We start from the raw sequence: 17,692 nt of genomic DNA, 5'->3' as shown, positions 1-17,692 counted from the left end.
TATATAGAGGTGAAAACCTAATTAATAAAAACAACCGGAGATTTTAAAAGCAGAACCTAAATAGTCCCGTTTTTAAATCTCCGGTTGTGAATTTGATGCCGTATGTAATCAAATATGCTATTAAGCTGGTGTTCATTAATAGGCTTAAAAATATAATCCTCAACATCCTCGATATTTTTTGCCCTATAAATATCGTTCAGGTAAATGGATGAACTGAGCATATAAATTGTGATTTTTTTGCCCATCCGGGATTTTATTTCCGCAAATTCATGCAAAAATTCCCAGCCGTCCATATTAGGCATATTAATATCAAGGAATATTACATCGGGTAAATTTTGACTGTTCAGCGGGTTACTTAGCCAGTTGATAGCCTGGTATCCGTCGCCAAAATTAATTACCCGGCTATTAATCCCCTTTAAACTAATCATTTTTTTGAACCCGAAAGTATAAACCTGGTCGTCGTCAATTAAGCACACCCTCACGGCATCCTGCTCTGCTGTCATCTGCTTTATATTAAATTGGTACTATTTATACCAGCCTAATAGTAAATTTTGTGCCAATATTTACGGTGCTGTCTACTTTAATTGTGCCGCCCAGTGCCTCTATCTGGTTACGGGTAATAAATAATCCTATACCTTTTGCATCGGGGTTTTGATGAAAGGTTTTGTACATGCCAAATATTTTATCACCAAACCTCTCCATATCAATACCTATCCCGTTATCTTCAAAAATCAGGTAAATATGGTTGCGCTCTTTTAAGGTATAGCATTTTATAACCGGCTTCCTATCTGGCGAACTATATTTGAGTGAATTGGTAAGTAGGTTTTGCAAAATACTTTCCATATAAGCCGGAATGTAATTTACCTGGGGGCACCTGCTAAAATCATACTCTATAGTGGCATCAAGGGCTTCAATATTACTTTTTAGTGCCGATATGATATTTTTAAAGCGTGTTTCAAAATCAATTTCTGTGCGTTCGTTGGTAATTTCTGTATGAATCTGAACTATCTCGTTTAAATGCTCAATTGTTGAACTTAGGCTATCACTGATGGATTTAATGTGCGATAAAATTTCGGCCCGGTCATCGGGTAGTTCCGTTTCATCGTACAACTTTACCATAAATTGCAGATTGCCCGTGTGCGACCGAAGGTTATGTGATACGATGTAGGCGAAATTTTGAAGACGGCGATTTTGATCGGTCAATAAATTTAATGACGATTCCAGTGCCAGATTTTTTCGCTTTTTATTGTCAATATCCTGTATAATACCTCTTACTGTAATACACTTTCCAAAATCGTCAATAACAGGTATCCCCTTTGCCTTTACCCATTTTACATTGTTTTTTGCCGTTCTGAAAAGCAATTCCAGCTCATAAGGCTGACAATATTCCACGGCATTATCAATAGCATTTTTGATTACCGGGCGATATGGTGGCTCAAAAAAGCTGATAGCTTCGTCAAGCGAAAGCTTGACCTGATTTTGTAGCTCATAAATATCATACACCTGTTTTGATAACGATAAACCCATAGTACGGGTATCTAAATCCCACCCTCCCAATTTGGCAATTTTAAGGGTCTCGTTATAAAACAGGTCATTATGCGCAGCCTGTATCTGGGCCTGCTTATATTTGTTGACATTAATGATTGCCCCGTAAATTATTTGCCCGGTTTCGTCGTTGTATCTTTTTACAGTACTCTCAAACCAATGATAACCAGATGATTTGGTAAGCAATCTTATATATAAGGGCGCGGCAGCGTTTGACGGTTGACCATTCAGGGCCGCCAGAAAAGCGGGTTTATCAGCGTGATATAGTATGCGTTCGAAAAATACGTGGTTAGAACATTCTATTTCGTCGGGCTCATAGCCCAAAACGGTATAAAACCCAACAGACCATTTAATATTTTTACTTGTAACGTTATATTCCCAAATACCGGCGTTTATATTATCGATGATTTGAGCAAGGTGCTGCTTGCTATCGTCAGAAAATTTGTGCCCTTCAGAAAAACTCATACCTTAAATAACCTCATTTACTTAGCTAATGCCTTGTGCTCTTAGTAAAATATGTGCCACAATTACAAAATCAATAAAATTACAACCTCTGGTTGTTTATGTTTAAACTGAACTTGTTATTTTTTTATTAATTATGGGATTCCAAATATAATGTTTGGAATGATATAAACCACTCTAATACTGACAATTACCAAAAAATAAATTACCGACTTGTAATTCAGGCATTTATTAAAAAATCTTAATAAATAATGTCAATTCCTATGTGTTAAATCTGATTTTTAAAGCTTTATGCAAAAAAAGCGAGCTTAAATAATACTTTTAGAGATTGTACATTTAAATAAGTAGTATAAAAAACTTCAAAATGACAAAAAAGTATGTTTTTCTAACGGATAAGTTCTTTTTTTAGAGCGTTTTATGCCTTTAAAAGGAGTTTTTAAGGGTTGATAATTCGGTTAGTGCATTGAAGGCAATCCATTTAGCCGATTTGTGATTTTGCTTTAAAATACGGTTGGCAGTTGCAATCGCTTCCATTTTCAGCGTGTTGTTTCGTTTACCTATCTGTCGTAATGCCCAATTTACCGCCTTTTTCACAAAGTTGCGGTTATCCCAGGCCTCCCGTTCTATTAAACTAAAAAATGGTAAAAAAACATCGTCGGTAGCCAACTTGTTGTGTATAGCGTATTCGGCCATTAAAACAAAACCAGCCCGCTTAATATACTCTTCGTCCCGCGCACTAAATTCAATGGCTTTAGGTATGGCAAAGGTTGTACGGTCAAAAAGGTTACCGCATACCTGGTCGCAAAGGTCCCATGAGTAAAAGTCACTTGTCCAATTATCTATTTGCTGCCCGGTAACCATCTTAGGATCGTCAACCAACGACGCGATAATACGGGCTTCATGGATGCCTGTATCCCAAAGTTGTTGCGCCAGCAGGTGATCTTTTTTTATGCTTTTGGCCAGTTTACGCAAATTCGGGAGTTTAACACCGAGAGCCCTGGAGTTATCAATACCAAAACGCTGCATACCGGCAAGATAAGAGGGACTGGCCTGTTGCCTAAGCAGGCCTATAACTTCATCAACCTTCATCGCCTTAATCAGAAAAACTTGTGCTCTCAAGTGTGTGGTGAATTTTCACCACTTCCATTAATGCGGCCGAACAATAAAATGGGTGCAATTCCATTATTAACGAACCTGCTTTTATAGCAGGGTCGGTTTCGGTAAGTTTTTTTGCTTCCTCAATGGTTTCTACATTGAAAATAAAAATACCTTTAACCGGCTGGTCATCTAAAAACGGGCCGGCAACAACCAATTTGCCCTCATCGGCCAGTTTTGAGATGTTTTTTAAGTGCGCCATTTGCAATTGCATACGCGCTGCCGAATCTGTAAGGCGGGTAGGCCCTTCCTTTAAAAAAGCCAGTACATACTTTTTCATCCCATATTTATCGGCACCCAGCTTTTTGGCAAGCGCGGCATCGTAAACAGGCTTTGTTGTTTTTTGAGCAAAGCAGTTAAAACTTAATGCAGCAATTGCTGCTATTGAAAAGATAAACTTTTTCATATCAGGGGCATTGGTGTATCAAATATACATTATCAGTATGAACACACCAATCTTCTGTCTCATCATAAATCTTATCAAACCAACAGCCTTCGCCTGTAGCTTAAACCGGCTTTGGGTTATTTGCCAAATATTGCTTCTTTCGCCTTGTCGCCCAGTCCTTTGGCCATTTCTGGTATATCAATTGGCGGGTACGTTACCTGGATATCGTCTTTTGAAATTTTAAACTCCTCGCCTTGCTTGTAATGAACAGGCATAGCTACCTTGGCCTGCATATTGGGGCCAAAAGTGAATGATTTAAGTTCTTTTTTGAATTCATGATCATAGCTGGTCACGTACAAATCCAATGACGCCAGTATTAAAGCATCTATCGTAAATGTAAATTGGGGATGAACCTCTATTTCGCCTAATCCGTCGAGCGCAAAACCGTTCTTTGGCGACCAACTCACTTCGGCCTTCGCCCGTGCTTCTCCATCAAGCCCCAACCTGCCACTGATTTTAATGCCGCCAGAAACGCTGGCAATGGCCACGCTAACCCCTAAGCCCATATAGGCGCTCATGGTAATACCGGCATCAGCAGGAATAACAATCTGTGCCCCGGCTTTAAAGGTTGTATCGTCTGGCCGTGAAGGATTGTATTTGATCTCGGCAAAAACATCCCGCAGTTGGCCTGGACCAATCCCCGCGTCGAAATCAAGCCCTCCTTTAATTACGCCAACTAAGCCGATGCTTTTATTACCCAAGGGTATGGCAAATATGGGTATCTGTACTTCAGGTGGATGAAAAAGAGGCTTCTTAATTGATTTCCTGTCGAAAAAGTTAACGGGCTTAGGTACTTCCAGGCGGCCAACTACCTCAATTTCTTTATTAGGCGTTAGTTTTATTTTAGCGGTTCCCTGTAACCATTCAGTTATCTTTACAGTAAGCAAGCCGGTGCCATAAACATTAAAATGATCCCCTGGCGCACCGGTTGGCTCTCCATCGGCATTTAGTGTGCGGTTTGTTGCGCCCACGGTAACCGTACCCGACAGCCTGTCGGCGTTATAATCGGCTTGTCCCTCCATCGTAAGGGCTCCATCGTCATAACTAATGCTGAGTTTGGGGTTAATTTTTGGTATATCGGGTTCGGCGTGGCCCCTGGCAGATATATGATATTTGCCATCGCCGCCACGGGTAACCTTCAGACTACCACCGCCGCTTTTTACCCCCGGGATACTGTTATCAAGCTCAAAATCGCCCGCAATTACCAATAAGTCTTTTTCATAACTTATGGTTACTTTATTTTGCTTAATACCTTTAATATTAAATTCGGCGCTGCCATCTGCGGTCAGGCTATTGCTGGCATATCCAACTGTTATATGGGCTGATTTTAAGCCTTTTATTTTACCTTCGGGAATACCAATTTCGCCCTTAATTGATAATTCACCATTCAGATAGTTAACCTCAACCCGTGCCGGATCAAAAGTTTTTGAGTCGAAGTCGAACGAACCGGCGAGGGCAAATGTTCCTGCCGAATCGGCTTTTGCTGTTAGCTTTCCTTTTCCAAGTTTTGTTATTTCAAAATTGGCCTCGCCTTTAATGCCAATACCATCTGTTGATGCATATATTTCCAACGATGTATCAGACACTTTAAAAGGTGGGGGAAGTTTAATTTCGCCTGAACTGAATGTTTTGCTGATTTTAAGCCCACCTTCATCAAGCGTTAGTTTAATTGCTGAACCTTTAATAAGGGGAACGTCAGTAATAATTCTACCCGATCCGACCAGGCCCGCGGTATCGTTAATATCTAATTCATCGATAATAATCGGGCTTAAGGCTCTTGCCTTAATCTCCTTTGAAATGGCTTGTTTTGCCTGGCTTATGTTTAGCCGGCCACCATACAAACCTGGAACTTTTTCGATATCGAGCGTAGTATTTAATTCCTTTGTTACAAATACGTTGCCTTCAAGCGCAGAGATTTCGGCTTTACCATCCGACCCCTCACTCATTATGGTTGCCGGGTCCTTATGGTTATAAGTGATGGTCCTGAGATTTAAACTGGTGCCATTTTTTTTGATGAAGCCCACGCTTTTATTGATGGCTACAGGTGGGTTTGTAGGATTCCAGTCGAAATTTTTAGTTACCCCAAATCTTTGACTGAGGATGAGGCTGAGCGTATCGCTTTTTGCAAGGTTTTTTCTGCCTTCGTCATCCTTCGAAATAAACGCCAGCCCGTCAAGGTGCTCGCCGTCTTTTATCTGCGAGAGCTCCCAGCCCAGTCTATTTCCATCAGTTGTCATGCCACCGCTTAACGTACCGGCAGTTATGGTGTAATTATTTCTTATATTCTTTAACTCCTCGGGTGTCGGCTCAACTTTATTATCCGACACCAACGCGTATTGGGCGCTCACTTTTTCATTTATCTCATCATTGATTTTTGAACCTGACGATCGATTTGTTGCTGCCTCCAGCAGCCATAAGTTAGGCAGGTCATCCATCCCACCCAGTTGCAATTCAACTTTGTGATCTACATCATAACCATCTTTTACTTTGTTGCCATCTTTATCCCAGAACGGCCTGGTGATGCTCTCCCTTATTTGGGACATATCACCTGTTATGAGACCATCAGCCTCCTTTTTGGGTTTCATAAAGAAGACTTTTGCCGTTTTTTCGGCAGGTACCTCCTTCTCCACTTTGTCTTTAAAGTTTTTTCTAAACTTGCCGCCGGTTATCGCCGCGTTGTTCCACTTTGTGATGTGGGTATCAGACCGAGTAGTTTTTTTGAACCCGTAATTATTGGTATCTACGGGTATCACATCCATTTTAAAAGTAGGCACCTGGATATCTGGAACATACAATAATTCATTTTTGGTATCAATTGGCTTTGCGGGTGTTGCTTTCCTTGATTTTGGAACCGCTTTAGCTATCTTACCCTTTGTTGGCGGTGTGGGGGTTACCACCGCGGTTGCCCGCTGAATGAAACTCTTCCTTTTTACACTGCTTCCCTGTTGTATGGTATGCGTAAGTTCATGCGCCAGTAAATGTTTGCCAGAATCGTTATCGGGCTGGTACTGGCCGTTGTTAAAATATATATTATTGCTTACGGTAAATGCCCGTGCGTTTAGTGATTGGCTTAACTGTGCTGCTTCGGTCCCGGTATGGATTTTTACGTCGCTGAAATCCGTACCAAACCGGCTCTCCATGAAGCTTTTGGTATCGCCCGACATTGAACTGCCACCGCCCATACTTGATTTTATGCGGTTAGAAACAGCGTCACTTGCTACGCCGCCTGTATCGCCTTTGGTTTGGATATAGGGCGTAATCTGGCTGGCTAATGGTTTAAGCTGCAAGTGCTCATAATCGTCTTCATCGGGACCAATTGATGTTGATTTATGGTAATCAAACGGCACAACAGGTGGTATTGGCTTTAGGTGTATGTGCCCGCCATCATAATTGTTGTAGCCATCATTAGTCAATTTATTTTGAACAAAGGGCATGTCGGGCATACGCATTACCTTATCGGCTATCGCATCTGCTTCATACTCCAACGGGTCATTCGGCGCCCCAACAGAAAGTTTCAACTGAATAGGGAACCTGTCTATCAGCTGTGTTTCCGGATCAGGTTGCTGGTCAATTGCAGGCAAAGCTTCGTTAGCCGCAGCTGTTGGGCTGTTCTGGGTTTGATTAGCTATGGAAACGGATTCGTGCATGTTTTTAAATTGTTCTTTTAATCATGATGTCTAAATTTGTCATCCCTGTATATCTTTTAAGGTGCTTTGCCGGTTTGGCTTAGCGTATTAAACCATGTATATAAATCCGGAATGTTTGCACTCATCCATTGCGGGTCTAAATGATATAGAGCGTAGGCTTCTGGAAAAGATTCTGTATTTATACTACTACCGGCGTAGGCTGTAACCGGGCTGATTTTTTTTGCTTTTACAAATTTGTTAAACGCGGTTTCCACACCGGCTTGCTCAAAACTAAAAGCGTGTCCCATTTCATGCGTTAAAATTTCGATCCCGGCATCAAACGCACCAGTTTTTGAGCCTACAAATAGAATATTAGATGCCAAACTAGACCTGTCATAAATATTTATAGTACGGGCTTTGCCATCAGATCGGGTAAAGCCGGCAGTGTCGCCGTGTGACGGGCTGCCATCGGCCAACCTTTCCTCATCCTGCCGGGTTAGCTTTATGCCCTGTAATGCGGTTATTAATGGCAGGCTTTGGGTTTGCAAGGCAATTTCTACCTGTTCTAACTCGGTCGGTGTAAATTCTTTCATGCCGTTTATCTGGTCAGCCGTCCAGTGGTGCACGTTTTGCCACCTGGTGCCGCCGTCGGCAGCACTAAGCACCTCTATGTCATAATTAAGTTTAAACCAGCCTGCAGTTGCTATTTTTGTTTGTAGTTGTTTATCAGCGTCTTTGATGATATCGGCGGTGGTGGTACCTGTTACAGTAATGGCTTTGTATCTTTTACCAAGCCATGCTTTTAATGTGCTCGCATCAGCATTGTTATCGGCAAACCCGGCTGCGTTTTGAATAGATACAGTTTGAAAATTGATATCCTTGGCCACTTCACCAATCCGCTCAATTTCTACATTATGGGTTTTATCCAGAAACCTGAAGGTATAAAGTACCTTTTTTGAAGTTTTAGCAATAGGCACAATTGCATCAATTTCGGCATTGTTTGATTTTTTATCGGCGTATAAGGTTACGGCATGTTTTACCGAGAATTTTTCATCGGCTGGTAAGGCCGAAACATCCACTGTACCTAACTTATAATCCTTACTACTTTGGGCTTTTTCTACCTCAAAATCACCATAATCTTTGCTGGCATATCCGCTATTAACGGTTGCATTTACAACACTATCGCCCAGGTAAGTAAATTTTCCATCAAATATTCCATTTGTGTCTTTTTTACCGGTTATCAAAAAACGGGGCGATTGGTTTTTACCTTTTACGGTAATATCGATGGTTAATACGCTGTTAATGCTTAAAGCTCCTGTTGTTTCAATCCAGTAAAGGATTTGTTTTTTTGCATCCGGAAAATTGTCAAAATAATCGTCAGGGAGATTGTCGTATTCCAAACTATGGTTTTTTACAGTGTATCTTGCTGGTACTAAACCTGCGGCATCATTTGAAATTCCTTCACCCCAAAAAATCAGGTTTAGTTTGTCCTTGTCGTCGGGCACTTGCGGGTTTTTAGGCCTATAAGTTGCCTTATATAGCAGGCTTTTTGAACCTACAGCTCTGTTTGTTGCAGGTATTGACAGTATTATTTGTGTTTCTGCCGTAAGTGTTGCCGGTTGATTTGACCATGCTGCGCTTAGTACCGCGTTTTGCTCTTCGGCATCTGCGGCCATTCGCGGAGACTGGGTTGTTTTATATTTTTCGCCAACAGTATTAATCCAATATTTTCTATCCGCAAGGGCATTCACATCCGGGCCGGTTATGCCACTGGTTCTGTAGGTGTCAACTTTTCTGTTAATACTATTCTTATTACCTTTTTGCTGTACAACATGCGTTAATTCGTGCGCCAGCAAGTGTTTGCCGCTGTCCGATTCCGGCGCATACTGGCCGCTGTTAAAATAGATATTATTGCTAACGGTAAATGCTTTTGCATTTAAAGATCTGTTTAGTTGTTCCGATTCGGCGTTGTTATGAATTTTTACGTCGCTAAAATTCGTTCCAAACCGATTTTCCATAAAACTGCGGGTGCCGGTGTCCATTGTACTTCCTCCGCCCATGCTCGATTTTATTTTGTTCGAGACGGAGTCGCTCACAACGCCAACGCCATCTCCTTTAGCCTGTATAAATGGCGTAATTTGATTTGCCAATGGCTTAAGGCGAACATGCTCATCATCATAATCATTACAAGAGCCGGATGCTTTCTGCTGAATAAATGAAGTTTCTGGCATTCGCATTACTTTATCGGCCATAGCATCAGCTTCATGCTCCAGCGGATCATTGACAGCACCTAACGAAAGCTTTAGCTGGATAGGATATCTATCATTCACATCAGTGTCTGAACCATGGAAAGCCGGCGCTGACGCTACTTTACTATCCCCTGCACCCTGGTTAATTTGAGACTGATTAGCTATTGAAGTATTTTCGTGCATATGCTTTGGCCTCGCGATCCTGATTGAAAATTATATTATTAAAATTGACCGCCTACGCCCACTCCTGCCTGGACACCGAGTGATTTTGTCCATTCTGACTTAGGTTGATACGTTGGCGATAGAAACGAACCCACAAGCTGTCCATTGAGGATTACCTGGAACCACGAGATATTCAGATTTACCTGACCGCCAGCGGCGGGTTGTACCAGGAAGCCCAGATACACCTTACGCGTTGCTCCCTCATCAGTCCAATTACTGCCCACACCCGCAGCAAGCTGGGCAAAAATACTTGCCTGCACATTTGCCCATTGATCGGTATGAGGTATATGAAAATCTTTTCCCAAATTCCATACATACTGTGGTTGAACTGCAAACATTAAATTTTGGAATATGTCGGCAGCGGTACTTTTTGTTCCGGTACCAAAATTAAAAAGAGATAAGCTGCCCTGGTAGGTCATTTCAAAACCCTGTGTACCAGCCAGGTGATAGCGGCGATTTCCGCCGATTGACAATTGAGTGCTGTGCTGTGCCGGCGATCCGCCGGGCTGGTTTGTTGCCAAAGTATATTGAGGTGTATAAAGCAGCTGTGCTACCAAACTCCAGTTTTTTCCCTCGGCTTCATTCTTCTTCTCTTCATAATAGTCCTTTACTTCTTTCAATACTTCTGCTTTATCTTTTTGGGTCAGGTTCAGTTGGATCAACACATCGTCGGCAACATTCTCAACGGTCCAGAGCCGGGTTTTATAGTGAACCCTCGCATCTTCTTTAGATTTTATATCTTTTTCTGCCGCAGCTGGGATATCAAAATTACGCGAGTCAAGCCAGGCCCGAACTTTATCTTTCATCGTAATCGGTGTATCCTGCTCCGGTGTTTTTTCCGGTTTGTGTTCCGGCTGGGCATCAGGCTTTTTATCGGTTTGCGCTACTGTTTTATCTGCCGTCTGTTTTACGGGTTCCTGCCCTTTTTCACCGGGCTGCCGCTGTACCTTTCGGCCTATCGAGCCGGATTGTTGCACCACATGTGTTAGTTCATGCGCCAGCAAATGCTTTCCGCCCGAAGCGTCCGGTGCATACTTTCCGGAGTTAAAGTAAATATCATTGCCAACAGTAAATGCGTGGGCGTTTAGCTCCTTTGACATTTGTGCAGCGTAATCGCCGGTATGGATCCTGACATTTGAAAAATCATTCCCAAAACGACTTTCCATAAAACTTTTGGTGCTGCCGTCCATTGGTTTACCGCCGCCCTGGGTGGCCTGAATACCGTTTGTAACGGCGGGGCCGGCAACGCCGCCGGCATCGCCTTTTGCCTGGATAAACGGCGTGATTTGACCAGTTAATGGCTTGCGCTTGATGTTTTCATCATTCTTATCTCCGGCATTACGCTGAACCAACGGCCTTACGGGCATGCGCATCACTTTATCAGCCATATCATCAGCCTGGTACTCCATTGGATCGCTTGTTTCACCAACTGCAAGTTTACGCTGTATATTTGCCACACCGGAAGATGTGATTGCTCGATTGCCGCCTAATGACCTTTGCCTGTACCGTTTCATCGTTTAGTGGTTTTCTGCTTTTGTTAAAAAATAAGGGGTATCCCTCTATCAAAATTCAACTTCTGCATCGTATCAAATAGTTTTTCCCTCTTTTTTGAATTCCTTTTTTATTCCCTGCAAAATATCGTCAACAGCAATTATTTTATCTCCCCTGTTTAAAGCCATCAATGATGAGTAATGAACAACATTCATGATGGCCCCGCCTGAAAGTTCATGCTGCTTTGCTATTTGCTCCAAATGATTTTCATCAGGTGGTGTGCATACCTTACTGAAGGCGTTTTTCCAGATCATGTGTCTTTCGCGGCTTTGCGGCTTCTGAAAATGAATAATTGAATTTAAGCGGCGGGTAAAAGCTTCATCTACGTTGTTGCGCATATTGCTGGCTAATATCACCAGGCCCGGATAGTCCTCCAGCCGCTGTAAAAGGTAGGCTACTTCCTGGTTGGCGTATTTGTCGTTCGAGTCGGATATCGATGTTCTTTTACTAAATAGCGAATCGGCCTCATCAAAAAACAGTATCCAGTTTTTATTTTCGGCTTTTTTGAAAACCTTCTCCAGGTTTTTTTCTGTTTCACCAATGTATTTTGATACCACCATCGATAGGTCAATCCGATACACATCCAAACCAAATAACTTACCTAAAAGCATCGCTGTTAGCGTTTTTCCTGTACCGGGCGAGCCATGAAACAACGCTTTGTAACCAGGTTTCAGTTTTTTGTTCATTCCCCACTCGGTTTGCAGGATTGATCCATATTGAAGCCAGATGCGTATTTCGTCCAACTGCTGCATGGTGTACTCATCAACTACCAGATCGCTCCATTCCATCCCTGTTGTCAATCTTTTTGCCGGAAAATCGGGGCTAAACTGGGGTTTACGCAAATTGCCCGATGTAAAAAAATCAACATATTCGTCGGTAACGGTTACTGTGCTGCTATAAAAAGGTTCGGAGCTGCTCCCCTGGTCCAGTTGTAATATATTATGGGCCAGCAAAACGTGATCAGTCTCAAACAAACGGCTTAGTTTAAACCGATGCGCCAGGTCATTCCCGGCCAATAAAAACATGGCTGTTTCAATGGTAGGTATAAAGCCGCTGTGGCGGCTGCCTTTTACGCCGCCAAATTCGGTATAACCACGTCCCAGCGCTTTGTTCACCGAAAAAAAAGGGTCCAAAAAATTGGGCTGCACATACGGGATAAGCGCCAATATCAACAGCAACCTTTCATCGGTATTTAATTTATAGTAGTTTACAAAATCGGCATAAACGGAGTGATCGTTAGTAAGATCAGGGACCGGAGCATCGGTTAAAATATATCCTACGCCGGTAATAGGTTCTTGCGAACCCTCGCCGGCTTTGTTGTTTGGAAAAAATTCCTGCAGCCGTTTGTTAACCACATTTGCAAACCAGGTAATTTCGCGCGTAAGCGTGTCGGCGTTACGGTTAAGCATGCTTACTTCGGGCTTTGCCTGTTCGGCTTCAGCAGGTGTTTGCTCAATATTTTTTTTTGTCTTCGCCATATCATTATATTACCATTCAACAAAAATCAAATCGCGGGTCCATACTAAACTTATGGTCGAAAAGCCCCAGGGAATACTGTCCAGCAATACATCAAGCGTTTTTCTTTCTACCTGTAAAAGCCAGCCATTTTCCTTTCGGGTCAGTAGTCCATCGCGTTTCATAAAACTTTCGCGCAGGCCATCAGTACTCGTGTTTTTGAGTATATTCCAGTGGCTGATTACCGCCTTTAAAAGTGACTCCGATTCGGCTATCTCCTCATCGGTTAAAATTATATCCAGGGGCACGGGCATATCTGCCGGTAAACCGCATAGTATTTTTTCGAAGACAAGAGCGTATTCAGGCACTTTTTTTTGCCCGGTCGCCAAAAACTTCAACAGGTGTACCGCCCTGAATGTTGATTCTGTGTTCTTCCATTCCCTGCCATTCAGCAAATCAAGTTGCGTAAAAAATGGCTTTAAAAAAGGAGCAAGCAATACAATACCAGCGTATTTAACCGAATATTTTTGGACATCATCCGCCGCTGACCCATTTGAAGCGGATGTTATTACCGGATCGTTTTGTGCAGACTGTTTAGCCTCTGCCAAAATTCCGGGCTCGGGCTGGCTAATGCCGGTAATAACCGATAGTTCGACCGCAGCCGCATCTGCAAGGGCCTGGTTTGCTTTAAAAACTTCTTGTATCTGCGATTGAAAGGCCTGATGCAAAACATCAATACTGCCACTGTAAGTAAATATAGCCGGTGCATTTTTGATGATGACATCATTTATATCACTAAATTCCTTTTGTATATCTGTACCGGCAAAATCAACTGTGAAGCTGCCGCGAGCAGTTAACTTATTTACAATTTGTGTTACCCAGTTTAAAAAAGTCTCTTGTGCCTTTTTAAGTTCTGCTGATAAACTTATAACTACGTCTTTTGATGATGCATTAAATTGCCAGGCCAGCCTCTTCCATATATTTCCGTTTGATTTTACATGCTCAAAAAAGCTTTTCAGCACATCGGCGTGATTAAGTGCCACGTTGCTAAATATTTTGTCGAGGTTGATGGTGCCCTCGTCGGCAAACCAGGGCAGGGAGCCGTTGGACAGGAAATAAAAAAGCATTTCGGTATCCGACAGTAATTGCGAAATCTGCCTGCTTTGCTGGGGGATGGCTGCCAGCTGTTTGGCCAATTCGGCCCGCAATTTTTGGCGAAATACAGTTCTGAAATCAGTTCCGAATGTATGCCGGCTGAAAGAACCCATGTCCAGCTCTATCCTGTCAATTTTTATCGATTCATGCTCTCCCACACTTTCAGAACATACTTCGTCAATAATCTGTGCTATCTCCTGCTGAACCGTCTGCGCAAAATTTTGACGCAGGTTTAGCGATAGCTCTTCATCAGAACATACTACCTCAAATTGCAGCCGGTTAACTACATGTGTCATTTATCAGTATTTACATTAGGCGCATTTTCGTGCGTACAGTCGTCGGCACAAACGCCGCAGGGCACCAATGAATTAAGTACATCAACCAGCGGGTTTACCACATCGTATTCGGGCACTTCTGTTTGCGCCATCTCAACCAGCCACGCGGCGTAAGCTTTTTCAAAACGCTGCATTTCTTCAATACCTATCCACATCACGCGTGTAATAACATGAGCGGGCGATTCGGATATGATGGTTTTTTCGACCAGGTTCCTGAACGATGGATTGCGAAGGCGCTTTGGCCAGCAAGGCAAAACAACAGTAGTGTGAAATGAATACGGATCTGTTGAGGCATCGCAGGGATAGGAATTGCAATACAGGTAAAGCCGGTAGCCAAAATACTCCATCAATACAGCAATCTCTTTTTCAATGTCAAAGGTATCGGGCGTATCGGTGCTTTTGTTGAACAGGTAAAGGCTTTGCGCCAAAACCACGCCGTTTGCGCCATTGATGATAAACCCGTATTTGGCCGGGTTTTCATTATCGGCAACTATCTGGTAATTTATCCGTTCTGAACCAAATTCATTCAGATCGTTGATGCGCTGAACCATATCCTCATATTTCCTGAATTTAAGCAGCATGGGGTTGGTGCCATCCAGGTAAACTTTTTGGTAAAGTATCGACCTGGCCGGGAGATCTTCGCCCGGTTGTGTAACATTATCCTCGGCAGCCGACCTTACATATTGCAATACCCAGGGCATACTGTCGTAACATTTTGCGGCAGGAATCCGTGTTATTTTTTTGATGTAAGGCGGCTCGGTAATTTGTTCATTATCGCTTGCGTTTAAATCGCAGCTATTAAGGCAAATATCCAAAAGACTAACCGCCTGGTCGCTCCCGGTTTCATCAACTACCTCATCCAGTTTAGGGCGCAGCAAAATATGTTCAATCATGTGCATCCCCTCGTTGGCGTTAATGTGCTTCATTAACTTCTCCAGTTTCGTAAAAGCTTCGTCCCGGTCGCTTTTTTTCGAAAACGTTTCGCTAGTGCCCAGCAGTACTGCAGTTGCAGGGTCGGTACTGTCATACAATTCGAACCAGAATTTACCTACCAACCCGGCAGATCTGCGGCTGCGTGTTTTTACTTCGTCGCTGAATTTAAAATATGCACGGTCATCGGCATGCTCCAAAATATCCTCCATCAACAAGTCGGTACAGCAGCCCTGCATTACTTCAACACTTGTAAAAATTACCGTTTCATTTTCCAGCGGATCGACTATTTTAATAACATTTAAGGGCACTCCCGTTTTGGTTAGTTTTTGTTTGGGCGGCGAGGAAGGATCATCCTGCACCATCAGCGCTTCGCTCATCAGGAATGAAGGAACAAGCGAGCGGCGTTTTACATTTTCGAAACCCAAAAGCCGCCCTATGCGGCGCTCGGCGCCCGATACATTTCCCGAATCCCAGGTATTGGGTAGTGCATAATTATATGCCTGAGCCCTATCGCTGCTGATGCGTTCATACTCTCCCTGTTTGAGAATTCGCGTTTTATCGCCAATTAACCTTGCATCTGCGTTTTTCGGATCCATCCATTTCATCAAGGCATCATAGTCTGTCAGGTCTTCGCTAAAACGGGCCAGCATATGATCAAGGAAACCGTTGCGGCGGGTACGGAATAAATCATGATTTTCGGTAAGGCCTTTAATCACTTTTTCAAAATCCTTTACTATCAGGTCGAAATTTTGTGGGCCGTGATTGTTTTTATCAATCAGCAACTGGTTTAAATTCTCAATTTCGGTAAGCGCAGTAGTAAAATAGGTGTGCCGTGGCTCGTCATCAAACCTAAACAGTTCGCGCAGGTGATTTAATTGCACCAGGTAATCTTTTAGTACCTGTTCAAAAAAAAGCAGGTAGCCGCCAAGTTGAAGCGCCTGTGCCGTGCGGCCGGCATCGGCATTGGCCGGGAGCCCGCCACGCTCGCTAACACCATAGGTAACCGGCAACGAGTAAGTAACCGGGTAATAATCTTCCAGGTTCATGTATTCGCCGTTGGGTACGGCAAAATCCAGTTCGGCACCTATTAATTTATATTTACGTTCAACGGCTTTCATATTGGTAAAAAGCCGAAGCATTTTATCGGGTTTCCTGTCGCTGTTGCTGCCGGTGTAATAGGTAATAAACTGGCGTTCTTTGCAAAAAAGCACCTGGGATTTGGCAGGTTGGATGCGTGCAATTTTACGTTCGCTTTGCAGGTTATCAATCCAGGCATCAAAATACAGATTGCCGGATGTATCGGTATCTGCAGCCCCGGTAAATGGCAGGTGCAGGTAAGTGATACCCTTAATGCCCGGAATATTGGCGATATCGGATATTAACTCTGATAACATAATATTGCGGAACAAGTCTGTTTTCTCTAAATCTGCCGAATCAATGAATCCGTGTTCCAACGCAGGTCCCTCAAATATTTCATCTACCTCGTAATTTTTATCCAGCATTTGCTGTATGGTGTGAAACGGCACCGAGGGCGTAAAATATTTATAAATGGTAAAAAACATCTGCGCCAAAACCAGGTCCGGATCCGCATTTTCTTCCAGTACTATCGAGGCGCCTATCCCAAAATCCTCGTATTCCACCGCGTCGATACTTAAAAAATCCTCGCATAGGTTTCGGTTTGCAGCCAGTTTGTCAATAACCAATTGCCGTACTTCTTCGCGCTTGCCTGCATCAATAATATCTTCCTCATACTCAACCATTACATTGTACAAGCCCTCCATTTCCAAAATTTCGGGACGTACAAACGTTGGATTTCTTGCGTCAGTTATCTCCTCCAGCAAAATGTTTTTTTCGTTGGTTAACCGGGCTATTTCGGCTGTTAATTTATCTAAAGCTATATAGTCGGTATCCGGCGGAGGAGGCAAGGCATTCAGCGCGGCGGTTTTTTTATCTAAATTTGCCTGTAATTTAGTCAATACAGCTTCCAGCTGTGTTAATTTTGCCTCGCGTGCGGTTTTTGCTGCAGGAACGGTTACCTGATTAAGGCCCAGTTTTCCGTAACAAACCTCCTCTTCCTTGTCTTCGCAATCGCAATCATAATTCACCCTTTTTTCAAAACTGTTATAATCAATCCAAATGGGCACCTCGTAATCTTTGCTCATGGTAAACCATGCATTGCGCACACCTTCTACATCAATGATAAGCTTACGATAATCATTAATAGTAAGCGCGCTGTTATGCAAAATATGTTTGGCAGTATAAAAAATCTCTTTCCAGGTATTGTTGGTCAATTGCTCCGGTGCCAGCAGGTCCTTAATATCAAAGTCAGTCCGGTACGATAGGTCGGTTATAGCATAGCATACAGCTTCCAAAATGGTTATACCCGGATCCGAATAGTTATAGTTTGTCCAGATATCGCTGCCCAATTGTTCAATCAGTTTAATTCCCTGTGAACGCAATGCCTGGTAATCTTCGGCAGGAAGAAGCGGATTCGCCTTTATTAATGAAACTGGAGTTAGCATAGGAATAGATTTTATATAGATAATTACAGATCGATTG

The 17,692-nt window shown here is 42.9% G+C and carries 10 protein-coding genes; all 10 read right to left on the bottom strand.

Going from position 1 to position 17,692, the window contains the following annotated elements; translation table 11 throughout:
• Window positions 1–56 precede the first annotated feature (56 nt).
• The 10 genes from FSB76_RS19455 to FSB76_RS19410 all read right to left on the bottom strand — a co-directional run bounded on the left by FSB76_RS19455 (window position 57) and on the right by FSB76_RS19410 (window position 17,655).
• Window positions 57–503 (bottom strand): response regulator, encoded by a 447-nt coding sequence (locus FSB76_RS19455; protein ID WP_147056225.1) that lies wholly within the window; start codon window positions 501–503, stop codon window positions 57–59.
• 25 nt (window positions 504–528) lie between these two features.
• Window positions 529–2,010, bottom strand: a complete 1,482-nt coding sequence (locus FSB76_RS19450; RefSeq protein WP_147056223.1) for a PAS domain-containing sensor histidine kinase — start codon at window positions 2,008–2,010, stop codon at window positions 529–531.
• Window positions 2,011–2,430: 420 nt separating this feature from the next.
• A complete protein-coding gene (locus FSB76_RS19445) occupies window positions 2,431–3,126 on the bottom strand; it encodes a DNA alkylation repair protein (protein ID WP_225976252.1) in 696 nt (231 codons plus the stop codon).
• The gene (locus FSB76_RS19440) at window positions 3,101–3,568 is read right to left on the bottom strand and encodes a YciI family protein (RefSeq protein ID WP_147056221.1); all 468 of its coding nucleotides are present in this window, start codon (window positions 3,566–3,568) and stop codon (window positions 3,101–3,103) included. Before FSB76_RS19440 ends, FSB76_RS19445 begins: the two co-directional genes overlap by 26 nt.
• 116 nt (window positions 3,569–3,684) lie before the next feature.
• Window positions 3,685–7,254, bottom strand: a complete 3,570-nt coding sequence (locus FSB76_RS19435) for an eCIS core domain-containing protein (RefSeq protein WP_147056219.1) — start codon at window positions 7,252–7,254, stop codon at window positions 3,685–3,687.
• A gap of 56 nt (window positions 7,255–7,310) precedes the next feature.
• Complete coding sequence (locus FSB76_RS19430; protein WP_147056217.1) at window positions 7,311–9,665, bottom strand: eCIS core domain-containing protein; 2,355 nt, start codon at window positions 9,663–9,665, stop codon at window positions 7,311–7,313.
• Between the two features lie 38 nt (window positions 9,666–9,703).
• Window positions 9,704–11,218: an eCIS core domain-containing protein gene (locus FSB76_RS19425; RefSeq protein WP_147056215.1), complete on the bottom strand. Its 1,515-nt coding sequence runs from the start codon at window positions 11,216–11,218 to the stop codon at window positions 9,704–9,706.
• A 72-nt stretch (window positions 11,219–11,290) separates the two neighbouring features.
• Window positions 11,291–12,733, bottom strand: a complete 1,443-nt coding sequence (locus FSB76_RS19420; RefSeq protein WP_147056213.1) for an ATP-binding protein — start codon at window positions 12,731–12,733, stop codon at window positions 11,291–11,293.
• Between the two features lie 9 nt (window positions 12,734–12,742).
• Window positions 12,743–14,161: a contractile injection system tape measure protein gene (locus FSB76_RS19415; protein WP_147056210.1), complete on the bottom strand. Its 1,419-nt coding sequence runs from the start codon at window positions 14,159–14,161 to the stop codon at window positions 12,743–12,745.
• Window positions 14,158–17,655 (bottom strand): hypothetical protein, encoded by a 3,498-nt coding sequence (locus FSB76_RS19410; protein ID WP_147056208.1) that lies wholly within the window; start codon window positions 17,653–17,655, stop codon window positions 14,158–14,160. Before FSB76_RS19410 ends, FSB76_RS19415 begins: the two co-directional genes overlap by 4 nt.
• Window positions 17,656–17,692: the final 37 nt, after the last annotated feature.

Source organism: Mucilaginibacter ginsenosidivorax, from assembly GCF_007971525.1.
GTDB classification, from domain to species: domain Bacteria; phylum Bacteroidota; class Bacteroidia; order Sphingobacteriales; family Sphingobacteriaceae; genus Mucilaginibacter; species Mucilaginibacter ginsenosidivorax.
This window is presented reverse-complemented; position numbering and strand designations above follow the sequence as displayed.